At 70.9% G+C, this 23,787-nt stretch carries 21 protein-coding genes; 13 read left to right on the forward strand and 8 right to left on the reverse strand.

The genetic code is table 11. The features are described from left to right. Positions 1–132: 132 nt before the first annotated feature. Complete coding sequence (locus JOD64_RS23675; RefSeq protein ID WP_204944215.1) at positions 133–531, forward strand: hypothetical protein; 399 nt, start codon at positions 133–135, stop codon at positions 529–531. On the opposite strand, the gene JOD64_RS23680 is transcribed toward JOD64_RS23675, so the two are convergent. Both JOD64_RS23680 and JOD64_RS23685 read right to left on the reverse strand, forming a co-directional pair. Next, on the reverse strand, positions 528–1,358 hold the full coding sequence (locus JOD64_RS23680) for an alpha/beta fold hydrolase (RefSeq protein ID WP_204944216.1): 831 nt from the start codon (positions 1,356–1,358) through the stop codon (positions 528–530). The genes JOD64_RS23675 and JOD64_RS23680 overlap by 4 nt on opposite strands. Further along, positions 1,355–1,939: a TetR/AcrR family transcriptional regulator gene (locus JOD64_RS23685; protein WP_204944217.1), complete on the reverse strand. Its 585-nt coding sequence runs from the start codon at positions 1,937–1,939 to the stop codon at positions 1,355–1,357. Before JOD64_RS23685 ends, JOD64_RS23680 begins: the two co-directional genes overlap by 4 nt. A gap of 132 nt (positions 1,940–2,071) precedes the next feature. Between JOD64_RS23685 and JOD64_RS23690 the strand changes: the two genes are divergently transcribed. The 6 genes from JOD64_RS23690 (at position 2,072) to JOD64_RS23715 (ending at position 10,409) form a co-directional block, all read left to right on the forward strand. Further along, a complete protein-coding gene (locus JOD64_RS23690) occupies positions 2,072–3,250 on the forward strand; it encodes a glutathione-independent formaldehyde dehydrogenase (RefSeq protein WP_204944218.1) in 1,179 nt (392 codons plus the stop codon). Between the two features lie 542 nt (positions 3,251–3,792). Then, complete coding sequence (gene mmsA, locus JOD64_RS23695) at positions 3,793–5,340, forward strand: multiple monosaccharide ABC transporter ATP-binding protein (protein WP_204944219.1); 1,548 nt, start codon at positions 3,793–3,795, stop codon at positions 5,338–5,340. Further along, positions 5,337–6,644 (forward strand): multiple monosaccharide ABC transporter permease, encoded by a 1,308-nt coding sequence (mmsB, locus tag JOD64_RS23700; RefSeq protein WP_204944220.1) that lies wholly within the window; start codon positions 5,337–5,339, stop codon positions 6,642–6,644. Before mmsA ends, mmsB begins: the two co-directional genes overlap by 4 nt. 53 nt (positions 6,645–6,697) lie before the next feature. Beyond that, a complete protein-coding gene (locus tag JOD64_RS23705) occupies positions 6,698–7,801 on the forward strand; it encodes a substrate-binding domain-containing protein (RefSeq protein ID WP_204944221.1) in 1,104 nt (367 codons plus the stop codon). A 106-nt stretch (positions 7,802–7,907) separates the two neighbouring features. After that, a complete protein-coding gene (locus JOD64_RS23710) occupies positions 7,908–9,170 on the forward strand; it encodes an ROK family transcriptional regulator (RefSeq protein ID WP_307813594.1) in 1,263 nt (420 codons plus the stop codon). Between the two features lie 150 nt (positions 9,171–9,320). Continuing rightward, positions 9,321–10,409: a DNA glycosylase AlkZ-like family protein gene (locus tag JOD64_RS23715; protein ID WP_204944222.1), complete on the forward strand. Its 1,089-nt coding sequence runs from the start codon at positions 9,321–9,323 to the stop codon at positions 10,407–10,409. Between the two features lie 48 nt (positions 10,410–10,457). On the opposite strand, the gene JOD64_RS23720 is transcribed toward JOD64_RS23715, so the two are convergent. From JOD64_RS23720 to JOD64_RS23730, 3 genes are all read right to left on the reverse strand, one after another. Beyond that, entirely contained in the window at positions 10,458–11,447 is a 990-nt protein-coding gene (locus tag JOD64_RS23720; protein ID WP_204944223.1) for an ABC transporter permease, read from the reverse strand. Beyond that, positions 11,444–12,334, reverse strand: a complete 891-nt coding sequence (locus JOD64_RS23725; RefSeq protein ID WP_204944224.1) for an ABC transporter ATP-binding protein — start codon at positions 12,332–12,334, stop codon at positions 11,444–11,446. Before JOD64_RS23725 ends, JOD64_RS23720 begins: the two co-directional genes overlap by 4 nt. A gap of 71 nt (positions 12,335–12,405) precedes the next feature. Continuing rightward, positions 12,406–12,813, reverse strand: coding sequence for a GntR family transcriptional regulator (locus JOD64_RS23730; RefSeq protein WP_204944225.1), 408 nt, complete (start codon positions 12,811–12,813; stop codon positions 12,406–12,408). Positions 12,814–13,016: 203 nt separating this feature from the next. On the opposite strand from JOD64_RS23730, the gene JOD64_RS23735 reads away from it, so the two are divergent. Beyond that, positions 13,017–14,285: an Nramp family divalent metal transporter gene (locus JOD64_RS23735; protein WP_204944226.1), complete on the forward strand. Its 1,269-nt coding sequence runs from the start codon at positions 13,017–13,019 to the stop codon at positions 14,283–14,285. 301 nt (positions 14,286–14,586) lie between these two features. Here JOD64_RS23735 and JOD64_RS23740 read toward each other — a convergent pair whose 3' ends face one another. Next, positions 14,587–14,859, reverse strand: coding sequence for an Rv3202a family protein (locus tag JOD64_RS23740; RefSeq protein WP_204944227.1), 273 nt, complete (start codon positions 14,857–14,859; stop codon positions 14,587–14,589). A gap of 355 nt (positions 14,860–15,214) precedes the next feature. Here JOD64_RS23740 and JOD64_RS23745 point away from each other — a divergent pair, with 355 nt between their 5' ends. After that, on the forward strand, positions 15,215–16,324 hold the full coding sequence (locus JOD64_RS23745) for a ricin-type beta-trefoil lectin domain protein (RefSeq protein WP_204944228.1): 1,110 nt from the start codon (positions 15,215–15,217) through the stop codon (positions 16,322–16,324). Between the two features lie 83 nt (positions 16,325–16,407). Here JOD64_RS23745 and JOD64_RS23750 read toward each other — a convergent pair whose 3' ends face one another. Further along, positions 16,408–17,364, reverse strand: a complete 957-nt coding sequence (locus JOD64_RS23750; RefSeq protein WP_204944229.1) for a hypothetical protein — start codon at positions 17,362–17,364, stop codon at positions 16,408–16,410. Positions 17,365–17,516: 152 nt separating this feature from the next. Here JOD64_RS23750 and JOD64_RS23755 point away from each other — a divergent pair, with 152 nt between their 5' ends. Genes JOD64_RS23755 through JOD64_RS23770 form a run of 4 tightly spaced genes read left to right on the forward strand, consistent with a single transcriptional unit; the run spans position 17,517 to position 21,491 of the window. Further along, a complete protein-coding gene (locus JOD64_RS23755; protein WP_239559627.1) occupies positions 17,517–18,629 on the forward strand; it encodes an SMP-30/gluconolactonase/LRE family protein in 1,113 nt (370 codons plus the stop codon). 31 nt (positions 18,630–18,660) lie between these two features. Then, entirely contained in the window at positions 18,661–19,710 is a 1,050-nt protein-coding gene (locus tag JOD64_RS23760) for a nitronate monooxygenase (RefSeq protein WP_204944230.1), read from the forward strand. 43 nt (positions 19,711–19,753) lie between these two features. Continuing rightward, positions 19,754–20,842, forward strand: coding sequence for a cellulose binding domain-containing protein (locus tag JOD64_RS23765; protein WP_204944231.1), 1,089 nt, complete (start codon positions 19,754–19,756; stop codon positions 20,840–20,842). Positions 20,843–20,855: 13 nt separating this feature from the next. Next, positions 20,856–21,491 (forward strand): CG0192-related protein, encoded by a 636-nt coding sequence (locus JOD64_RS23770; RefSeq protein ID WP_204944232.1) that lies wholly within the window; start codon positions 20,856–20,858, stop codon positions 21,489–21,491. Between the two features lie 53 nt (positions 21,492–21,544). On the opposite strand, the gene JOD64_RS23775 is transcribed toward JOD64_RS23770, so the two are convergent. Beyond that, complete coding sequence (locus tag JOD64_RS23775; protein WP_204944233.1) at positions 21,545–23,581, reverse strand: glycosyl hydrolase family 28-related protein; 2,037 nt, start codon at positions 23,579–23,581, stop codon at positions 21,545–21,547. Between the last annotated feature and the right edge of the window lie 206 nt (positions 23,582–23,787).

Below are 23,787 nucleotides of genomic sequence, written 5' to 3' on the forward strand. Positions count from 1 at the left end.
CTCGATAGCGGTCGAATCGACCCTTCCTATTGCCGTGGGGCGTCCACGCGGGACAGGATGACGAGGCGTGCAGGAAACCTTCCCGTAACTTGCGCGCTGCTGGTCTCTGTCACAAGGAAGTGGGAGTCAGTCATGAGCGACGCGTCGACGGCGCTGGGTGTGCGCCTCTACCCGGATCTGGTCGAGCGGGGTGGTCTGGCCCCCGCGCTCATCGAAACCGCTGCCAGCCAGGGGCTCGATCTCGGCCAGGTCACCGCTCCCGAGCAGGGGCGCGCCCGGTTCACCTGCGCTGAGCTGCACTCCGACCAGGGTGTGGTCTGCGTGGGCCTGGGTTCGCAGGCCCGATACTTCATGATCGACATTCGGGTCGCGGGAGAGGTCCTCGCCCGGGGCGACGTCATGGACCTGGTGCAGGTCGCCCAGGTGGCCTCGGCCTGGCGGGCCGGTCTGACGCTCGCCGAGCTCACCGCCCGCTTCCGGTTCATGGAGGAGATCAAGCACCGCCCGGCGCCGGTGGCCCAGGTCGGCTAGCCCGAGACCTCGGCGAAGAACTGCCGCAGAGCATCGGCGACCAGGGCAGGCGCCGTCATGGTCACGAAGTGCGACTGGCCCGGCCAGACGACGTAACGCGCCGCCCGAATCGTCCTCGCGAGGGTGTTCATCGTCGTCGGCATCGGCTCCCACGTGTCGGCACCGGCCAGCAGAAGGGTCGGCACGGTGATCGAGGACCACCGGGTGATGTCCGTGCTGTCCCCGGCGAGCGCCTCGAGATCGTGCAACCAGCCGATCGCCGAACGCCGCGCCTCGACCGGGTCGGGCGTCCGGTCGCCCGCCGCGGCGGCGAATGCGGCGACAATCTCCGCCGGAACCCGTGTCACGTCGTTCAGCGCCGCTGCCATCGCCTCGGCGTCGTCGCGCTCGAAGGCGTCCCGGTAGCGGCCGAGCAGAGGTGCGATCTCCGCTCCGGCCGCGAAGAGCGGGGGCTCGAAGACGGCCAGCGAACGGATGTCGCGGGAATCGGCCAGGGTGGTGTGCAACGCGAGGGTCGCTCCGTAGGACGCGCCGACGAGATGGACCGTCCTGCCCGAGGGTTGGCGTGCCGCCTCGATGACGGCGATGAGGTCGGCGGTCTCGTCCTTGAAGGACTTCTGGCCGGCCGGGACGTCGCTGGGACCGTATCCGCGCCGGGCCGGCATCCACACCTCATGGTCGTTGGCGAGGTGCTCCGCGACGGTGGCCCAGGAATGCAGCCCACCGCCCGACCCGTGCACGAGGACGACGGGGTCGCCGGCACCCAGGCGCCGAACCACCAGGTGGGTCCCGTCGGCGGACTCGACGTGCTGATCGTGGTTGCTCACTTCTGCTCCCGTTTTCCGGTCGGCCAGTTGGTCAGAGTGGTGTGCATCGCGTCGAGGATCGCGTGCCACGACGCGTCGACAGCGCGGGGATGCCCGAAACCGTCGATGTTTTCGAGACTCGCGAAGCCGTGAAAGGTGCTGCGGACGAATCGCATCGCGTCGGTCAGGGCCGGCTCGTCGAGCCCGTACCCGCGCAGCATCGCGTAGCTCAGCTCGATCATGCGTAGGTGCCCCGCCGAATTCCTGCCGACCTCGGGCGGTAGCTGGAGTTGCGTCGCGGCGTACTGCCCGGGGTGCGCGACGGCGAACGCGCGCCAGGCGTCGGCGAAACCGACGAGAGCCCGGTGGCCGGCGCGACCAGCCACGGCGATCGCCAGATCATCGGCGAACGTGGCCGCAGCCCGGACCGCGACGTGCTCGATGAGCGCGTCGCGACTGCGGACGTGCACGTACAGGGCGGCGTCCGAGACGCCGAAGTGCCGCGCCACGGCCGCGACGGTCAACCGCGACAGACCGACCGAGTCAGCCAACTCGGCTGCGGCGGCCGAGACGCGTGCGCTGGTCAGACCCTGCCGTGGCATACCCAACCTTTGTTCCACTAGGAATCAACTTAGGGTCCCTAAGATAGCACCGTCCCGAGTTGGGCCCGCCGGGGCATGAACGGCCCAGTCGGGGGAAGACCGCCTCTTTCGTCGCCGAACAGGAGAGCCGGGATGCGAGCGGTCGTATACGCGGACGTCCGGACCGTCGCGGTGCGGGAGGTGCCCGACGCGAGCCTGGAGGCGGACAGCGACGCACTCGTCCGGATCACCTCCACCGCGCTGTGCGGCACCGACCTGCACATGTACGACGGACGGACCAGCGCCGAACCCGGGCTCGTGCTCGGCCACGAACCGCTGGGTGTGGTGCAGGAGGTCGGCTGCGCTGTGCAGACCGTCCGTCCGGGCACCCGGGTGGTGATCCCCACGCACCTGTTCTGCGGGACCTGTGTGATGTGCGCGCGAGGGCTCTCGGCGGCCTGTCTCCGGGCCCGGGTCGAAGGGCCGGGCGCGGCGTACGGCTATGCCGGAATGGGCCCCTATCGGGGTGCTCAGGCGGACCTGCTGCGCGTGCCGTGGGCCGACGCCAACTGCGTACCCGTGCCCGGTGAGCCGGGGGACGCGTACGAGGACGACTTCGTGCTGCTCGCCGACGCGTTCGTCACGGGGTGGCATGCCGCCGCAACACTCGCCGGCGTCGGGCCCGGTGACACGGTGGCCGTGTTCGGCGCGGGCACCATCGGCCTGCTCGGCGCCTACTCGGCGCTGCTGCGAGGTGCCCGGGTCGTCTACTGCGTCGACGGCGTCGACGCCCGGCTCGACAAGGCGGGCGAGGTGGGGGCTGTGCCGATCGACTTCCGTCGTGGCGACCCGGTCGAGCAGATCCGCGCCGACCGGGCTCGGGCCGGGCTGCCGCTCGGCGAGGAGAAGTTGGGCGGGGTCGACAAGGTCATCGACGCGGTCGGGTTCCAGGCCCGGGACCGGGAGCGCCCCGACCAGGAGTGCCCGGGCCAGGTCATCTCCGACGCGGCCCGGCTGGTCAACCCCACCGGCGCGATCGGGGTCGCGGGCGTGTATCCGGACCGGGACCCGCACCCCGGCCCCGGCGCGGACAGCCGCGAGGACCTGGTCGCACCGTGGGGGACGCTGTTCAGCAAGGGTGTCGCGGTCCGGTTCGGCCGTACCCACGACCGCCGCTACACCGTGCTGCTGCGCGACCTGGTCGTCGCGGGTCGTGCCCGGCCCAGCGTGGTCGTGACGCACCACGGCACCCTCGCCGACGCACCGGAGCTGTACCGCGGCTTCGACCGTCGGGAGAACGGGTTGATCAAGGCGGTGTTGCACCCGAACTGACCGGTGGCGGCGTCCGCGTCGCGGTGCGCGGGCCCGCGATCTGCACTTATGGGACGACGAGGCAGTGATCCGTCGTCGGGCGTCTGATGCCGGCAGATGATCCTGGTCGATCCGTCCCTCTGGCAGAGGCGTGGGTCACACCGCCGGTCGAGGTCCGAGGTGGCGTCCTGGGTTCGGAACAGGAGCGGGTTTCCGATCAAGAATTCTCGATGACGACGAGGACGGGGCGAGCGCGTGTTCGTCCGGCCCGAGGCGGATCCTGCCTGGTGGGAGGCCGGTCGGCCGCGACCCGGAGTTGATCGCCGTCGTGGCGCCGTTCGACAACGTTGTCAGGGGCGGGTTAAGGTCCCGGGAGGGGCTGCGGGGGCAGCTGTGACAGGCGAACACTGTGCAACGTCGATATTGCCGGATTGTTACATTTTCAACAGTCCCTCGCCTTGCGGATGGCCCCACGGCCGCAATACGTTGCCGTCAACAACAAAACCAAGTGAAGGTTCAACCTTCCGGAGGCAACCGATGACGTTGGCGAGGTGGTACGAGCGATGAGCGACGTGCCCATCCTCCTTGAGATGCGCTCCATCACCAAGGAGTTCCCCGGAGTCAAGGCCCTCTCCGACGTCAACCTGGTGGTTCGCGCCGGCGAGATCCATGCCATCTGTGGCGAGAATGGTGCGGGCAAGTCCACGCTGATGAAGGTGCTCAGCGGGGTCTACCCACACGGCACCTACGACGGCCAGATCGTCTACCAGGGGTCGGAGAGCAAGTTCTCCGACATCCGGGCGAGCGAGAACGCCGGAATCGTGATCATCCACCAGGAGCTCGCGCTCATTCCAGGTATGTCGATCGCCGAGAACATCTTCCTCGGCAACGAACCGCGCAAGCGGGGCGCGATCGACTGGAAGGCCGCGAACCGGATGGCGCTGGACCTGATGGCCCGGGTCGGTCTGGAGGAGGACCCGGACACCCTGATCAAGGACATCGGGGTCGGCAAGCAGCAGCTCGTGGAGATCGCCAAGGCGTTCGCCAAGGACGTGAAGCTGCTCATCCTGGACGAGCCGACCGCAGCTCTCAACGAGGCCGACTCCCGGCACCTGTTGGACCTGCTGCGCGGTTTCCGCTCCCGCGGCATCACCTCGATCATGATCTCGCACAAGCTCAACGAGATCGAGGCGATCGCCGACCAGATCACGATCCTGCGCGACGGCCGGACCGTGGAGACCCTCGACGTCAAGGCGGACGGGGTCGACGAGGACCGGATCGTGCGCGGGATGGTCGGCCGTGAGCTGCACAGTCGGTTCCCGGACCACACCCCGAAGATCGGTGACGTCTTCTTCGAGGTCCGCAACTGGAACGTCCGACACCCGATCTCCGCAGACCGGCAGGTCTGCAAGAACGAGAGCTTCGTGGTACGCCGCGGCGAGATCGTCGGCTTCGCCGGCCTGATGGGCGCGGGTCGTACGGAGCTGGCCATGAGTATCTTCGGCCGTTCCTACGGGGTGTACGAGTCGGGCACGATCATCAAGGACGGCAAGGAGATCGTCCTGAAGTCGGTCGCCGACGCGATCGACAACGGGCTCGCGTACGTCAGCGAGGACCGCAAGGCGATCGGCCTCAACCTGCTCGACGACATCAAGTCGTCGACGGTGGCCGCCAAGCTGTCCAAGATCTCGCACCACGGCGTCCTGAACCAGGTCGAGGAGTACCAGGCGGCTGAGGCGTACCGCAAGGAGTTGCGGACCAAGGCCCCGACGGTCGACGAGAGCGTCTCGAAGCTCTCCGGCGGCAACCAGCAGAAGGTCGTCCTGGCGAAGTGGATGTTCACCGACCCGGACCTGCTGATCCTCGACGAGCCGACGCGCGGCATCGACGTGGGTGCCAAGTACGAGATCTACGGCATCATCCAGCGGCTCGCCGATCAGGGGAAGGGCGTCGTCGTCATCTCCTCGGAGTTGCCTGAGCTGATCGGGCTCTGCGACCGCATCTACACCGTGTTCGAAGGCGCCATCACGGGCGAGATCGCCCGGGCGGACGCCACCCCGGAAAACCTCATGAAGCAGATGACCTCGACGAAGAAGATGCTGACACGATGAGCCGATTGAAGGACCTTCAGAAGAACCTGTTCGGAGGCACCACCTCCAACGCTCGCCAGTTCGGGATGATCTTCACCCTGGTGGCGATCGTCCTGATCTTCCAGATCTGGACCGATGGACTGACCCTGCGGTCGGACAACCTGATCGCGCTGTTCCAGCAGAACTCGTACATCCTGATCCTGGCCATCGGCATGCTCATGGTGATCGTCGCCGGGCACATCGACCTGTCGGTCGGCTCGATCGCCGCCTTCGCGGGCATCCTGGTCGCCAAGTCGATGAACGAGTGGAATCTGCCCTGGCCCGCTGCCATCGTGTTCGGCCTCGCCATCGGCGCGGTGATCGGCGCCTGGCAGGGGTTCTGGGTGGCCTACATCGGGGTGCCGGCGTTCATCGTCACCCTGGCCGGCATGCTGCTGTTCCGCGGTGGCAACCAATTCATCGGTAACGCGCAGAGCATTCCGGTGCCGGAGGGCTTCCGGGAGATCGGTTCGGGGTTCCTGCCCGAGTTCGGTCCGAACACCGGCTACAACAACGCCACGCTGCTGCTCGGTCTGATCGCGGCGGTGGCGGTGGTGTGGCGCGAGATCCGGGCCCGCAACACCCGTCGGGCGATGGACGCCGACCCGGCGCCAATGTGGGTCTCGATCCTGCGGATGGCCATCATGGTCGGGGTCATCGCCTTCGCCTCGCTGCGCTTCGCCAGCGGTCGCGTCGGCACCAGCTTCCCGATCTCCGGCATCATCCTGCTCGTTCTGGTCATCGCGTACTCCTTCTACACCCGCAACACGGCCGGCGGCCGGCACATCTACGCGGTGGGCGGCAACTCCCGGGCGGCTGAGCTGTCCGGCGTGAAGCTCAAGCGGGTCAACTTCTTCGTCATGATGAACATGTCCGTCCTGGCCGCGCTGGCCGGCATGATCTTCGTGGCCCGTTCGGCGGCCTCCGGACCGCAAGACGGCAACGGCTGGGAACTGGACGCCATCGCCGCGGTCTTCATCGGTGGCGCGGCCGTCGCCGGTGGTATCGGCACCATCAGCGGCTCGATCGTCGGTGGTCTCGTCATGGCCGTGCTCAACAACGGCCTCCAGCTCCAGGGCGTGGGCACCGACAAGGTCCAGATCATCAAGGGCCTCGTCCTGCTGCTGGCCGTCGCGATCGACGTCTACAACAAGAGCCAGGGGCGGTTCTCCATCATCGGAAGTCTGATGCGGCCGTTCCGCCGCGACGACTCCGCCGTACCCGCCTCACCCGTCCCACCGCCGGACGCGGAGCGCGAGCCCGCCAAGGCAGCGGTGTCCGGCTGACGGTCACCGACCTCTCCACCCCGTTTTAATTTCCAGAAAGGCAAGTCCTCACCATGCGTAAATTCTTCGGCACGTCGGTGGTCGCCATCAGCGCCGCCGCCATGCTGGCCCTCGCAGGTTGCGGCTCCGGCCGTGACGGCGACTCCGACACCAAGGGCGAGGCCGCCAAGGGCTTCGCGGCGAACTCGCTGATCGGCGTGGCCCTCCCGGCCAAGACCTCGGAGAACTGGGTCCTCGCCGGCGAGCTGTTCACCAACGGCCTCAAGGAGGCCGGCTTCGAGGGCAACGTGCAGTACGCCGGCGCGTCGACCACCGTCGCCGACCAGCAGGCCCAGATCACCTCCATGGTGACCAAGGGCGCCAAGGTCATCGTGATCGGCGCGACCGACGCCGCGCAGCTGTCGACCCAGGTCGCGGCCGCCCACGCGGCCGGCGTGAAGGTCATCGCCTACGACCGGCTGATCACCAACACCCCGGACCTCGACTACTACGTCGCCTTCGACAACTTCAAGGTCGGCCAGCTCCAGGGCCAGGCCCTGCTGGACGGCATGAAGGCCAAGAAGCCGAACGGCCCGTACAACATCGAGCTGTTCTCCGGTTCGCCGGACGACAACAACGCCGGTGTCTTCTTCGACGGCGCGATGAGCGTGCTCAAGCCGGAGATCGACAAGGGCAACGTGGTCGTGGCCTCGGGTCAGAAGGAGGTCAAGCAGACCGCCATCCAGGGCTGGAAGGCCGAGGGTGCGCAGGCCCGCATGGACCAGCTGCTGACCTCGACCTACGGCAGCAAGGAGCTGGACGGCGTCCTCTCCCCGAACGACACGCTGGCCCGCGCGATCCTGACCTCGGTCAAGGGCGCTGGCAAGCCGACCCCGGTCGTCACCGGTCAGGACTCCGAGGTCGAGTCGGTCAAGTCGATCGTTGCTGGCGAGCAGTACATGACGATCAACAAGGACACCCGCAACCTGGTGAAGGAGACCATCAACATGGTCAAGGCTCTCCAGGCCGGTAACGCCCCGCAGGTGAACGACACCAAGTCCTACAACAACGGCAGCAAGGTCGTCGACACGTTCCTCCTCCCGCCGGTCGCCGTCACCAAGGCGAACGTGGTTGAGGCGTACGCGAACGACCCGAAGCTCGCGCCGCTCACCAAGTAATCACCGCACGGTAGGCAACAACGCCGATGGGTCCCGGGTCTCCTCTACCGGGACCCATCGTCGTCCTGGCACCCCCGCACCACCCGACCCGGAAGGAGGTCTGACCGTGGCGACACCCCTCCGGTCCAGGCCAGCCGGCGTCGGCCGCAACACCGAATCCCCGCTGCCGGCGGTCCCCGGTGCCAGCCAGGAGGAGATCCGGCGGCAGAACCTCGGCGCCGTACTGCGCTACGTCCACCTGAACGGGCCGACGTCCAGGGCCGAGCTGACCAGCCGACTCGGCCTCAACCGCAGCACCATTGGCGCTCTCGCGGCCGAGCTGGTCGCCAGCGGCCTGGTCACCGAGGAGGCACCGACCACCGCGCGCCGCGCCGGTCGCCCGTCCCTGGTGGTCAGTCCCCGCTCCGACCGGGTCTACGCACACGCTCTGAGCATCGACGCGGACCGGCTGCGTGCCGCCCGGGTCGGTCTCGGTGGGCGCATCCTCGACCTGCGTGAGGTCGCCCGACCCAGTGGCATGGCGGCGGGTGACGCCGTCGGGCCGCTCGCCGACCTGGTTCGGGACATGGAACGGTCCGTGGCCGCGGACGCGCTGCTGGTCGGCGGCGCAGTCGCGGTCACCGACACCACCCGTGACCCGGACGGCAGGATTCGCATCGCCAGCGTCGACGAGACGCTCGGCACCGCGCTCGAGGCGGAGTTCAGCGCCGGCCCCGGCTTCGTGGCCGGTGACCTCGCCGACATCGCCGGTCTGGCCGAGCACGTCCGAGGCGTGGCGGTGGGCATCGACGACGTCATCTACCTGCACGGCGACGTCGGCATCAGCGCGGGCATCATCGTGGGTGGCCGACTGATGATCGGCCACCGGGGCCACAGCGGCAAGGTCGGCCACATGGTCGTCAACCCGAATGGCCTGCCCTGCGGCTGCGGCTCGCGTGGCTGCTGGGAGACCGAGATCGGCGAAGCCGCGTTGCTGCGGCACGCGGGCCGGGATCCCGGCGACCGCCCGGCGGTCGCCGAGGTGCTGCGCGCGGCGGCCGACGGTGACCCGACCGCCCGGGAGGCGGTCGAGCGGGTCGCCGACTGGCTGGGCTTCGGCGTGGCCAACCTGGTCAACGTGGTCAACCCGGACGCCGTGGTGTTCGGTGGATCGCTTCGCGACATCTTCACCGCCGGAGCGGACGTCGTCCGGAAGCGGTTGGACACCATGCCACTGCCAGCCTCCCGCGAGCATCTGCGGCTGCGCGCGGCGGCACTCGGCCGCGACGCCGTCCTGATCGGCGCCGCCGAGTTGGCCTTTGACAAACTCCTGGCCGACCCGCTCAACGTCGGCGTCGCGGGCCAGGTCAGGACCGCCGAGCCCGCGTAGCCGCCGCTGCCGTCGGTGTCCGCCCCCGGCGGCGGCGCGGCGTCCAGGTCACCAGCGGCGAGCCGGGCGGCGAGCCGGCCACCGCGGATGCCGTCCCCGCCGACAGGTGGCTGACGCGTGATGTCGGTCGTCGCCGTTAGGCTCGGCGGCGTGGTTCCCCACCAACTCGATCGCGTGCAGGCACGACGAATCGCCGTCCGCGCCCAGTTGCTCGCCGACCCCCGACCCGCCGGCCTGCTCACGGTGGTGCGTCAGCTGACGCTGGTGCAGATCGACCCGACCGCCGCCGTCGCGCCCAGCGCCGACCTCGTCTGCTGGAGCCGGCTCGGCTCGTCGTACCAGCCCACGCAGATGCGGGAGGCCCTCGAACGGGACCGGACGCTCTTCGAGCACCAGGCGATGGTGCGACCGATGGCCGATCTGGGGCTCTTCCTCGCGGCGATGGCGGCGTCGCCGGGTCATGAGCGCCACCGCGAGTGGCTGCGCGCCAACGACTCGTTCCGGCGAGACGTGCTCGACCTGCTCGGCCGTTCCGGTCCGCTGCTCTCCCGCGACATCCCGGACACGAGCGCCGTGCCCTGGCCGTCGTCCGGCTGGACCAACAACCGCAACGTCACCCAGATGCTGGAGTTCCTGGTCCTGCGGGGCGAGGTCGCGATCGCCGGCCGACAGGGCCGACAGCGGCTCTGGGACGTGGCCGAGCGGGTCTACCCGGCCGGCGTCCCCGTCGTCGAGCTGGAGCAGGCGCGCAGGCTCCGCAACGAGCGACGGCTGCGGGCGCTGGGCATCGCTCGAGAGAAGGCGGTGGTCGTTCCCGGCGAGCCGGCCGAGGTCGGCGACGCCGGCGAGCCAGCGGTGATCGAGGGCATCGCGGGGGAGTGGCGGGTGGACCCGGTCGCGCTCGGGCAGCCCTTCACCGGGCGTACGGCGCTGTTGTCGCCGTTCGACCGGCTGGTGCACGACCGGGTCCGCCTCGCTGACCTCTTCGAGTACGAGTACGTGCTGGAGATGTACAAGCCCAAGGCGAGTCGACGGTGGGGCTACTTCGCGTTGCCGATCCTGCACGGCGACCGGCTGGTCGGAAAGGTGGACGCCACGGCCGAGCGCCGGCGCGGCACGCTCACCGTGCACGCCATCCACGAGGACGTGCCCTTCACCCCGGAGGTGACCCGGGCCGTGCACGACGAGCTGCACGACCTCGCGTCCTGGCTGTCGCTGACCGTCGAGGGTCTGCGCTGACGGGTGATCGCCGAGGCCCCCGCTCCCCGACGAGCACCCGTCGCCCAGCTAGGCGATCCGACGGACCCGACGCACCGCTAGGTAGAGCAACAGCAGGGCCAGGGCGACGAAGATGCCCGTCTCGATCCCCTGGAACAGCCAGAACCGGTCCGCCGGCTGGTAAAGCTGCCAGTTGTACGCGCCCGGCTCGATGCCGAGTTCCGCCCCGCAGGCCCGACCGTCCGGCCCCTTGCCGCCTGGCGGGCACTGGATCCGGGTGTCCTCCGCGATCATCGTCCCGTCGGGGTTCCGGACGCCCTGGGTGAGGATCCAGTCCCCCCGGTTGATCTCCGGTGGCCCTTCCCCCTCGATCGGGAAGGTCTGGGTGCGGGCCGGCTGGTAGTGCGGCCGAGCCAGGATCTCCACCGCCGCTCGGACACCGATGAACCCGGCGAGGGTGATGCCCATGGCGGGCAGCATCCGCTTCCACACCGTGCCGGCAAAGATGCCGAGCGCCACGGCGAAGAGGGTGTAACCGATCGGGACGATGCCCTGCAGGTCGAAGACGATCATGCCCAGCCGGCCCTCGAATGCGGCCTGGGTGAGCGGGTCGACCCACCACGACATGCCCAGCCCATAGCCGATCGCGAGGACCAGCACGGACGCGCCAACCAGTCCGAACTTCACCAGGGCCCACCGGTTCCGGCCGACACCCTGGGTCCAGACGAAGCGGTGTGTGCCCTGCTCCACCTCGCGGGCGACCAGCGGGGCGCCCCAGAACAGGCCGACCAGCACCGGCAGGGTGATCAGCAGGACGGCCACCAGGTTCAGGCTGCCGTACTGGTTGGTGAAGCGGTGGAAGCCCGCGTCGCAGGCCTGCCGGTCCGCGTCGGTCACGTTCGTGCCGCTCAGTTGACGGGCGCAGTCCGCCAGCCCGAGGTCGGCGAAGGTGCTCCGCATCGACAGGCCGATCGGCACCAGCACGGCGGCGAGCACCACGAACCCCAGCAGGGTGTAGAACGCTTGCTTGCGGTGTTGCCGCCAGGTCAGCCAGATCATGCCGGCACCCCCCACTCGCTGTGCTTGGTCTGCGTGTTGCCATCGGCCAGGTAGGCCAGGACGACGTCCTCCAGGCTGACCTCGCGCACCGTCCAGGCGGGATCGGTGACTGGCCCGTCGGTGCGGACCAGCAGGGTGGACTGCCGGTCGGTGTGGCTGGCCCGGACCACGGCGGCGACGCCCCCGACAACGCCGCCGTCGTGCCGGGGGCCGACCAGTTGGCGGTGCTCGGCGACCAGGTCGTCGACCGCGCCGGTGAGCTGCACCTGGGAGGCGTTGAGCACGATCAGGTAGTCGCAGACGCGTTCCAGGTCGGCCAGCAGGTGTGAGGAGAGCAGGACTGTGGTGCCTGATTCCGCGACGCTGCCCATCAGCGACTGGAGGAACTCCCGTCGGGCGAGGGGGTCGAGGCTGGCGACCGGCTCGTCGAGCAGCAGCAGCCGGGGCTGCTTGGCCAGCGCGAGGGCGAGCGCCACCTGGGCCCGTTGCCCGCCGGAAAGCTTGCCGACCGGCCGATCCGGCGGTATGCCGAGCTGAGCCAACCGGGTGCGGGCCAGCGCGGCGTCCCACCGCTTGTTCAGCTTGCCACCGGTGATCACCAGCTCGGCTGCGGTGAAGTCCCGGTACAGCGGGGTGTCCTGCGCGACGAAGCCGATGTCGGCCAGGCCCTCCGTGTCGCCGTACGGCGATCTGCCGAACACCCGGACCGCGCCCGCGTCGGGCTTGAGCAGCCCGACGGCCAGGTGCAGCAGCGTGCTCTTGCCCGCGCCGTTCGGCCCGACCAGTGCGGCGATCCGGCCGGCCGGCAGGTGCAGCGAGCAGTCCCGCAGCGCCCAGGTGCTGCCGTACCGCTTGCCCAGCCGGTCTGCCTCTAAGACCATGTCCATCCTCTGTCCTCTCGTCCCGGCGGCGGCGCCGCCCTCGCTCCTGTGCTTGGTGATTTGCTCGCTGCGCTCACTCAGGCGGGCTCCTTCTGCGGGGCGTCGTCGGCCAGGGTGGCCCGCAGCGTGGTCTCCACCAGGGCGATGACGTCCTCGGCCGTGAGGCCCGCGGTCTGAGCCCGGTGCAACCAGGCGACCAGGTCGTCGCGCAGCTCGGCCTGGTTGGGCAGGGACGCGCCAGCCAGGGTGCGCTGGACGAACGTGCCCACCCCGGGTCGGCCGCCGACCAGACCCTCGATCTCCAACTCCCGGTACGCCTTCAGCACCGTGTTCGGGTTGATCGCCAGTGACTGCGCGACATCCCGGACCTTCGGCAGTTGGTCGCCCGGCGTCAGCAGGCCGACCCGCAGCGCCTGTTTCACCTGCTGCACGAGCTGCATGTAGGTGTTCACCTTCGACCGGCTGTCCAGCACGAACTCGATCACTCGTGATGATCCTTCCTGTTGTCCTACGACAGTAGGACTAATAGACAGCTTCATCGGTCGCCCGGCTGCTGTCAAGCGCGACGCGGCGTGGTCGACCCGGCGCGGCGGCCGTGGTGGCACCGGAGGGCCAGAGGTTGGCACCGACGGGTCAGCCCGGCGGGAAAGGACGGGCACGCGATCCGTGCGGGCCGGGGAGGTCTTCGATGGTCACCAACGAACTGACGACGTCGAGAGCGACTCCACTACAGGTGGCCCGCGCCCGAGGCCGGGTCCGCGGGCGGCTGATCCTGCTCGGCCCGGCGTTCGTCGCCGCCGTCGCCTACGTCGACCCCGGCAACTTCGCCACCAACTCCGCAGCCGGCGCCCGCTACGGCTACCTGCTGGTCTGGGTCGTGGTGGTCGCCAACCTGATGGCGATGCTGGTGCAGACGCTCACCGCGAAGCTGGGGCTGGCCACCGGGCGCAGCCTGCCCGAGCTGTGCCGGGAGCGCCTGCCCCGGCCGGTGAACCGGCTGATGTGGGTGCAGGCCGAGCTGGTCGCCATGGCCACCGACCTGGCCGAGGTGATCGGTGGCGCGGTCGCCCTGTACCTGCTCTTCGGCATCCCCCTGCTGCCCGGCGGGATCATCATCGGTACGGCCGCGTTCGCCGTGCTCGCGCTGCGCTCGCGTGGGTACCGGGCCTTCGAGATCACCATCGCCGTACTGCTCGGCGTGATCGTCCTGGCCTTCGCCGCCAACCTGCTCGCCTCCGGCTCCGATCCCGGCTCCGCGATGGCCGGTCTGGTTCCTCGGCTCCAGGGCACGGACAGCGTGCTGCTGGCCGCCGGCATTCTGGGCGCCACCGTCATGCCGCACGTCATCTACGTGCACTCCGCCCTCACCCGCGACCGCATCCCCGCCGCCGACGACTCCGAGCGTCGGATCTTGTTCCGCGGCCAGCGCACCGACGTCCTGCTCGCCCTGAGCGCGGCCGGCGCGGTCAACCTCGCCATGCTGCTGATCGCCGCCGCGAGCTTCCGGGGCGGCGGACCGGGCGGCGCGGACAGCCTGGAGGGGGTGCACGCCGGGCTCGGCCAGACCATCGGCACCGCCGCGGCGTTCGGGTTCGCCGTCGCCCTGCTGGTCTCCGGGCTCGCCTCCACGAGCGTCGGCACCTACGCCGGCGAGGTGATCATGCAGGGCTTCCTGCGGCGGCGAGTTCCGCTGCTGCTGCGCCGGCTGGTCACCCTGCTGCCCGCGTTGGCCGTGCTCGCCATCGGCCTCGACCCGACGCGCGCCCTGGTGCTGTCCCAGGTCATCCTCAGCTTCGGCATCCCGTTCGCGCTGATCCCGGTGGTCGCCTTCACCCGCCGTCGCGACCTGATGGGCAACCTGGTCAACCATCCGCTCACCACCGCTGCCGCGTCCCTGGTGGCCGTGCTGGTGGTCGCGCTCAACGCGTTCCTGCTGTGGCAGGTCGTCGCCGGCTGAGCCGGTTGAACGGTATCGCCGGCTGAGCCGGCTGAGCGGTATCGCCGGCTGAGCCGGTTGAACGGTATCGCCGGCTGAGCTGGCAGGTCGGGTGCGCGTCCGGCGTGTGGCGTGCGGCGTGCGGTCCGGCAAGTCAGCGGTCGTGATCGACTCCATATCGGCGACGTTGCGCTATCCGAGCTGCCGGACACCGCAACATCGGCGATATGGAGTCGATCATGCGCCGGACCGGACCGGACCGGACCGGACCGGAACCGCATTGCCGGCTGAGCCGGCTGGGCGGGCATTGCCGGCTGAGCTGTCAGGTGCGGCGACCCTCGTCGCGGGTGGGGATCTCCTGGCGCTGTTCGAGGGCGTCCGCCGGGTTGGCGTCAGCCGGGAGTGGCGTCGCGTCGTCGAGCGTGCCCCCCGGCAGTGCGCCCTGTTCGGCCAGGTCCGCCTCGGACGCTTCGGGGTCGACGTCACCCGACACCCGGTCCGGTGGCCCGTAGTCGACGGCGTTCTGCCGTTGCTCCAGGGCATCGGCCTCCGGAGGAGGAAACGTATCGCCCTGCTCGTCCCGGTACGTGTTCATCGGAGCCTCCTGCCCGGCGGGTGTCGACATGCCGCCGGGCCGCTGCCTACCCGGCGCCGCCGTCGACACGCCTGGAGAGAGCCGGCATCCGGGGTTGTCGAGTAGGCAGGAGTGGGCAATCGGCGCCGGCGACGGGTGAACCCTGCCGCCGGGGTGGCGGTGGGCGCAGGGCGGGTGGGTCCCGGGACCGTTCGGCGCAGCCAGCGCGGCGTTCGGCTCCCGCCCGTGCCGTCCAGGGTCCGGGCCACCAAGGCAATCGTCAAGCATCAATGGATGCGCCCGGGTGTGGTCGTCGTTTTCGGCGGACGGCGAGCCACCGAGATCCCCGGACGACCTCCGAGGAGAGGAATCAACCATGCGATGGAACGCACGACGGGCCGCCGCCGGAGGCTTCGGCCTGGTCCTCGGCGCCGTGCTGGCGCTGGCTCAGGTCGCGCCCGCCCAGGCCGAGTCGAACGGCGGGGTACGGGTGATGCCTCTCGGTGACTCGATCACCGACGGGTTCAACGTGCCCGGCGGGTACCGGATCAACCTGTGGCAGCGGCTGGCCGGTGGCGGCTACACCGTCGACTTCGTCGGCTCGGGGTTCAACGGGCCGGCCAGCCTCGGCGACCACGATCACGAGGGGCACTCGGGCTGGCGCATCGACCAACTCGACGCCAACGTCGTCGGCTGGTTGCGGGCCACCACCCCGCGTACGGTGCTGCTGCACATCGGCACCAACGACATGAACCAGAACTACGACCTGCCCAACGCGCCGGCCCGGCTCTCCGCCCTGATCGACAGGATCAGATCGACCGCGCCGGAGGCCGAGCTCTTCGTCGCCACCATCACCCCGGAATCCGACCCGAACCTGGAGGCCCGGGTGCGGGCGTACAACGCGGCGATTCCCGGCATCGTGGCGCAGAAGGGCAGCCGGGTGCACCTGGTCGACATCCACGCCGCGCTCGGGACCACAGACCTCGCCGACGGGGTGCACCCCAACGCCGGCGGGTACGACAAGATGGCCGCCCGCTGGTACGACGCGTTGCGGTCGGTGCCCGGCAGCCTGGTCCCACCGAGCGGGCCGCCGGTGGGAACGCCGGTCGGCCTGCGTAACCCGAACTCCGGGCGTTGCCTGGACGTCTCCGGCGCCAGCACCACCGCCGGCGCCCCCGCCATCATCTGGGACTGCCACGGCGGCACCAACCAGCGCTGGACCCGTACCGCCGGCGGGGAACTGCGGGTCTACGGCGACCGTTGTCTGGACGTGAACGGCGCGGCCAGCGCCGACGGCACCAGGGTGCAGATCTGGACGTGCAACGGCACCGCCGCGCAGCGCTTCACCTTCCGCTCGGACGGGACGATCGTGCTCACCTCCGCCGGCAAGTGCGTGAGCGTGACCTCCGCCGGCACGGCCAACGGCACGACCGTGCAGCTCTGGACGTGCAACGGCAGCGCCGCCCAGCGCTGGTCCAACCAGTAACGGACGCCCGGCCGGTCCACGCCGTACCCCGGCGGGACCGGCCCTGGGCGGCCCGTGACCCGCCGACGGCCGCCCAACGGTGGTCAGTCGACCGGCGCCTCGACCGTGGTGTCCCGGCGGGCCCCGGCGGCCAGCCCCAGCGCCAGCAGCGCACACCCCGCGCCGACCAGGAAGAGCAGCGAGACCGCTGGCTGGCCCAGCCACTCCCAGAACGGGTGCCAGGCCGGGTGCGGCTCGCCCAGCTGGTGCCACAGTAGCTGCGGTGCGGCCAGCAGCACCGGCAGCCACCACAGCACCACGGCCACACCGAACAGGACGTTCACCGTGCCGCGCCGCCGGCGTTCCTCGACGCGTCGGCTGGTCCAGCCGAAGACCACCCAACCCGCGACCGCGCCCAGCAGCGTGCCGAGCACCCCGGCGGGGACCACCGCCGGCGGTGGCGCGCGGTGCAGCTCGACCGACAGGTAGGTGGCGTCGGCGGCGGCCTGGTTGGAGATCGAGGCGTTCAGGACGGTGTCGCCCCGTCGGGCGACCAGCTCGCTGTGGGTGATCGCCCGTGGTGTGGCGCACACCTTGTCGTCGCAGGTGATGCCCTCGGTCACCTGCGGGTCGTACACCCGCCAGCCGGCACCGGTCAGGCGTTCCCGGGCCACCGCGACGATCTGCTCGGCGGGCACCGGTGGCGCGCCGAAGGCGGCGGCACCGGTGGCGCTCTCCTGATATTCACCACCGTCACCGAACACCAGGGTCTTGACGGTTTTCAGGCGCAGCGCGTGACCGTAGACGACGAAGAGTGCGGGCGGGACGTCGATGTCGCCGAGGTCGTGCCCGGGAAACACCTCGGCCAGGATCGCGGCGGCCTCGGCCCGGTCGGGTTGCGGTCGGGAGGTCTCCCAGGCGGCCCGGCTGGCCAACGCGCCGGTGAAGAGGCCACAGATGACCGCGGCGAGCGGCACCCAGGCGACGGCGGCACCACCGGCCGGACGGCCGAGGCGGCGCAGCGGCCGCCCGAACCGGCGGGCCACGGACATGTCGGTCACGGGCATTGTCACCCTTCAGACTGAAGATCAAGCTGGGTGACAGTACATCGACAAGGGGCGCGGGCGGGTACCCGCGATGACCATCGCCGGCGACCGGGATCGGCCAGGATGGGCGGGTGGCCGGGTCACGGCCGCGACGAGGAGGGTGGGCGATGCGGGTACGCGGGCGGTTGACCTGGGCGCGGTGTTCCCGTGCGGGGGCAGCGCTGGCTGCCGTGCTCGCCGGGGCGCTGACACCGGCGGTGCTGCCGACAGCGAGCGCGGCGGCGGGGACGGCGGCGGCGGGGACGCCGGTGTGCCAGGTGCGCGACGACCGGCTCCGCGAGATCTCCGGCATGGTCGCCACCGACGACGGGTACGTGGTGATCAACGACGGTGCCGACGACGAGGCTCGCCGCCGGATCTTCTTCCTCGACGAGCGCTGCGCGGTGGTCCGGTCGGTCGCCTACCCGTCCCGGCCCCGTGACACCGAGGACCTGGCCATCGCCCGGGATGGCACCGTCTGGGTCGGCGACACCGGCGACAACGACCACTCCCGACCCACGATCGCCATCTGGCGGCTCGCACCGGGGGCGGCCAAGCCGGTGCTGCACCGGATGACGTACCCGGACGGTCCGCACGACGCGGAAGCATTGCTGCTCGACGCGGACGACCGGCCGTTGGTCATCACCAAGGGCGGCAGCGGCACCGTCACCCTGTACGCGCCGACCACCGCGCTGCGGCCCGGCGCGACGACGCCGATGGCCTCGGTCGGCCAGGTGACCCTTCCGAGGACCAGCACCAGCAACCCGTTCTCGTTCCTCGGACGTGGTGTGGTCACCGGCGCGGCGAGCGCCCCGGACGGGCGTCGGGTGGTGTTGCGCAGCTACGCCGACGCCTTCGAGTACGACGTGCCCGCCGGCGATGTGGTCACCGCGCTGACCTCCGGCACCCCGCGGATCACCCCGTTGCCGGATGAGCCCCAGGGTGAGTCGATCACCTACAGCCGCGACGGCCGCTCGTTGCTCACCGTCTCCGAATCCGCCGACCAGCCGCCGGGCACCCGTCCGACGGTCCTGCGCTACCCGGTTCCCGACGCGATGGCCGCCGCTGCGGGCCCGACGGGGTCCGACGGCCCGGTCGCCTCCACGTCAGCCCGCCCCGCCGCCGAGGAGGCTGGCGGCGCGGGCGACCGGACCTGGCCACTGGTGGCCGGCGTCGGAACCCTGCTGGCACTGGTCGGCCTGGGCGGTGTGCTGTGGTGGAGGCACACGGCGCGCCGGTGAGCGAACACCAGCGGTGCGGCAGGATGAGTGGATGTCCGTGCTGTCCACGCTGCGTCACCCGATCATCGCCGCCCCGATGGCGGGCGGCCCGTCCACGCCAGCGCTCGCGGCAGCCGTCTCCGCGGCCGGTGGTCTGGGCTTCCTGGCCGCCGGGATGATCGACACCGAGCGGTTGACCGCCGACGTCGCCGAGGTCCGCGCGCGTACCGACCGGCCGTTCGGCGTCAACGTCTTCCTGCCCGACCCCGGCTCGGTCGACGAGGCCGCCATCCAGGCGTACGCCGAACGGCTCGCCCCGCAGGCCGCCGCGCGTGGGGTGAGCCTGGGCGAGCCGGTGGGCGGCGACGACGCGTACCCGGAGAAGTTGGCCGCGCTGCTCGCGGACCCGGTCCCGGTCGTGTCCTTCGTGTTCGGGCTGCCCGAACGGGCAGCGGTGGCCGCCCTGCGCGAGCGGGGCACCGAGGTGTGGGCCACGGTCACCCGCCCGGAGGCCGTGAGCGTCGCCGTCGACCTGGGCGTGGACGCGGTGGTGGTGCAGGGCACCGAGGCCGGTGGGCACCGCGGCGGCCTCCCGGACGACGACGACTACGCGCTGTTGCCGTTGCTCCGACTGGCCGCCGCCCACTGCGACCGCCCGCTGGTGGCCGCCGGCGGCCTCGTCGACGGCCCCGCGGTGGCCGCCGTGCTGGCCGCTGGTGCGGCCGCCGCGCAGCTCGGCACGGCCTTCCTGCGCTGCCCGGAGGCGGGCAGCTCGCCGATGCACCGGGCGGTGGTGGCGAGTGCCGCGCCGACTGCGTTGACCCGGTCGTACACCGGCAAGCGGGCCCGGGGCGTGGCCAACGACTTCCTGCGCCAGCACGACGCGGCGGCGCCGGCCGGCTACCCCCAGGTGCTGCACCTGACGCGTCCGCTGCTCGCGGCCGCCCGGCGCGACGGGGACACCTCGGTCGCGAACCTGTGGGCCGGGCAGGCACACCCCCTCGCCCGGGACCTGTCGGCGGCCGAGGTGGTCGCCGAGGTGAGTGCCGGCGCCCGGGCGGCGCTGGCAGCGGCGGTCGAGCGGTCGACCCGCTGGGGCTGACCGGCGGCGTCATGGCCGGCAGCGGAACCCGTAGAGTCGCGCCGTGATCGAGATCGGCGCGCAGGTCGACCTGTCCCACCCACCCACCCGGGTCTGGCTCGCATTAACCGATCGGGCGTTGCTCGGCCGGTGGTTCGCCGAGGCCGAGACGGTCCAGGGCGTACCGGACCGACTGCTGCTGCACACGGCCGGGCTGCCCGGCTTCGAGGCCGACGTCGAGATCGAGGTGACCGAGCGGCAGGTGCCGGAACTCCTCGTGCTGGCCTGTGACGAGGCTGGCCGGCTCAGCGAGCTCACCTGCGCGGTCACGCCCACCAAGCAGGGCTGCCGGCTGGAGGTACGGGAGGTCACGACCCACGGCGCGTGGTCCGCGGAGCAGCACGAACCACGTGAGCAGCAGCTCCGGCAGTCGCTGACGGTGCGACTGCCGGCCATTCTGGACTGGCTCGCCTTCCAGCAGGTCGACCTGCGGCGCGGCGACAGCGGGATGACCGCCGAGCTGCCGCTGGTCGGCGAGCGCGGGCCCGCCCGCGCTCGTCGGCGCCGCCACCAACTGGCCGCGCTACTGGGCGGGGTGGTGGTCGTCGGAGGAGCGGCGGCGTGGGTGGGGTTGCCGGCCGACTCGAACGGGAGCGCCGCGCCGTCCTCGACGCCGTCGCTGTCGCCGTCGCCGTCCGGGGCATCCGCCGCGCCCACCGCCACGTCGCGGGCGACGCCCTCGGTGCGCCCCTCGCGCACGACCGCGTCGGCGACGGCCCGCCCGAGTCGGAGCGTGCCGGTGCAGCCGTCGCGTACCCCCACGTCGGCGCCACCGCCCCCGCCGCCGCTGACCGCCCGCTACGGCACCGACTCCAGCCGACTGTTCGGCTACACGGGCGAAGTGGTGGTCGGCAACCCGGCCGAAGTACCGGTGGGGGACTGGGTCGTGGTGATCAAGCTCGCCGAAGGCAGCACGGTGGACGACGTCGACGGTGCGAAATGGCGTCAGGACGGGCAGGCGATCACCTTCACCGGGGCGGCCGTGCCGGCCGGAGGGTCGCAGACGTTCCGCTTCGACGTACGCGACAACCGGCCGAAGGCCAGGGGACCGGAGGCCTGCACGGTGGGCGGTAACCCCTGCACCGGCCTCTGACTAGGCTGCCGTCATGGCACTGCTGCACCGGGCGACCCTGCGCCCCACGAAGCTTGAACTCCTGGCGGCCTGGCTGCCCGGCCGACCCTGGTTCGCTGGTCCGGCCGGCGTCGACGTGGTGAGCCGGGGCGCGTACCGCTTCGACGACCCGGCCGGCGAGGTCGGCATCGAGACGATGCTGGTGGGCACCGCGGACGGGCCGGTCCATCAGGTCCCGCTGACCTACCGTGCCGCGCCACTAGACGGTGCCGACGGCTGGCTGATCGGCACCGTCGAGCACTCGGTGCTCGGCCGACGCTGGGTGTACGACGGCTGCGCCGACCCGGTGTACGCCGCCGCGCTCGCCCACGCGATCCTCGCCGGCGGTGGCCAGGCGGAGGAGTACTTCGAGGTGGACGGCCGGCGCGAGGTACGCAAGCCGACGATGACGGTTGTCGTCAGCGGCACCGGTGCCGCTGACGTGCCCCCGGCCGGCGCTGTCCGACGGGTGGTCGACGGGGACGTCACCATCATCGGCACCGACTCGGTCGAACTGGTCGTCGTCCGCCGACCCGACGCCGGGGCCGTCGGGGGCGCCGGCGCCACCCTGAGCGGCAGCTGGAACGGGCAGCCGACGACTGTGCCGTTGGCGTACGCGAAAACGCTCTGAACCTGCTGTGCGAATGCGGTGGGCGGCCCGACTCCTCGGGCCGCCCACCGCGTTCACCACCGCGCCGGAGGCGGGGGCGGCGACACGGGTGGCCGGTCGTCGCAGGTGATGGTGTTGGGCAGCAGCCACGGGGCGAGCCACCCGCCGTCGTTACCGCCGAGGTCGGTCAGGGTGAACTCCGAACCGGCCGGGGTGAAGTGGAACGAACCGCAGTTGTTGACCCCGACCGCGCCCACGTTGCGGGCGTCCACGTTGGCGAACGAGGCGGACCCTGCCGAGCGGGCGCTGACCACCGAGGTGCCGGTGCCGTCGACCCGGATGTCCCGGAACCGCACGTTGGAGATCGAGTAGAGGTCCTTCACCGGCCAGTCGCTGACCAGCATGATCGCGTTGTAGGTGTTGTCGAGGTACGCGTCGCCGGTCACCTCGACGGCGGCGTCGATGCTCCGGTCCAGCGCGAAGATCCAGATCGCGCCCAGCCCGATGTTCCAGTTCAACTCGTAGGTGCCCGCGCGGGCTGTGGTGTTGTTGGTGAACCGCAGGTGCCCGGTGAACGGTTCCGCGCCGAAGCGGGCCCCGGCGTGCAGGCCGCTGCCCTCGCGGACGGGGTCGGCGATGAGGTTGTGCGAGACGGTGGTGTCCGTGCCGCCGTAGATGGCGATGCCGTTGGCCAGGGTCGGTGACTGCACGGTGTTGTGGTCGAACGTGTTCCGCGCGTTGGCCGTCTTCTCCGACCACATCGCCAGGCCGTCGTCGCCGGTGTTGCGGACGAAGTTGTGCGACACCAGGGAGTCGGTCACGCCGGTGTGGAAGTTGAGCGCGTCGGCGATCTGGTCGACGATGATGTTGTTGGTGACCCGGACGTTGCTCATCGGCCCGTCGAACCACAGGCCCGCCTTGGTGTGCCGCACGTGGAGCCCGTCGATGGTCGAGTTGCTCATCGCGCCGCCGATGGCGTTGACCTGGTCGGTGTCGATGCGCTCCCGGACGTCTCCCTCGATGGCGAAGCCCGAGAGGTGGACGTTGCGGCTGCCGCCGTCGGCGGCGTCCCGGCCGTAGAACCCGACGCCGGTGTGCACCGAGCCGTCCGGTGCGGGCTTCGGCAGGGCGACTTCGCGGCCCTTGATGATGGTGTACCAGTTGCCGGCGCCCTCGATGGTCACGTCGTCGACGATGACGTGCCGGTTGACCTGGTAGGTGCCCGGCGGGACGTACACCTTCAGGTGGGTGCGTCGAGCGAAGGCGATGGCCCGGTCCAGGGCGTCGGCGGAGTCCCGCCGACCGGTGGGGTCGGCACCGAAGGCGAGCACGTTCGCCGCGAGCAGTCGGACCCGTGGCGGCGCGACCTGCTCGGAGTCGAGCAGGTCGATGACGGTCCAGGCGGCGGCGCTGCCGGGCGGCGCGGTGAGGCGGATCCTGTCACCGGCCCGGTAGGTGCGCCCGAGCAGGAGCCGCTGCTCGTCGTAGAAGTGGGTGGGCCTGAACGGTGTGCTGATGCTCGGGTACGGGGTGGTGGCCGACGGCACGCACTGGCACTCGGTGATCCACCAGTCCGGGTGCAGCAGCCCGGCCCGGGGGTCGTTGGAGAACGGGTACTGGTTGTAGAGCCACGAGTACTGCGACGTCAGCGTCATGGTGCGCAGGTGCTTGCCGTTGACCGCGACCCGCAGCGGCGCGGTGATCCCGCCGCCCTGTGGCGCGTCGGGGATGCTGTACCGCACGGTGATCCCGTTCGCCGCGCTGGGCAGGACGAACTCGACGTGCTCGCCGGGGGTGAGCCGGACGGCCCGGCGGCCGGAGGCCTCGGAGGGCAGCGTGTAGGCGGATCGGTCGGGCCCGATGATCTCGCCGGTGGTGCGCGCGTTCTCCGCTTCCTGCTCGACGAAGTCGACGTCCGCGCCGCGTCCGGCGACCAACGCCGGGTCGAGTGCGGCCCGGGTGACCACCGGTGCCGCGCCGGAGGACGCGGGTGGGCCGGCGACGGCCACGGTGGGGCCGAGGACCAGCACGGTGAGGCCGGCCGCGAGCGCTGCCGCGGTGGCCGTCGGCCGGCCGGGGCGTCCTCGCGCCGGCATGATGGCACGAAACATCGGTGACCCTCCTCAGTGGGTGGTGGTGGGAGGTCCGCCCGGCGCCCCCGACGCCCGACATTGATCGTCATGATGCCAGCACCGAACGCCGCGCTGCAAGACCGCAATCGAACAGCGAAAAGAAGCGACAATCAGCCCGCAAGAAATGGACGATCGTCGAGTTGGGATGTCGTGCGTCGGCTGCCACCAGCCAGCTCACCCCCGGC

Source organism: Micromonospora luteifusca, assembly GCF_016907275.1.
Lineage (GTDB): Bacteria > Actinomycetota > Actinomycetes > Mycobacteriales > Micromonosporaceae > Micromonospora > Micromonospora luteifusca.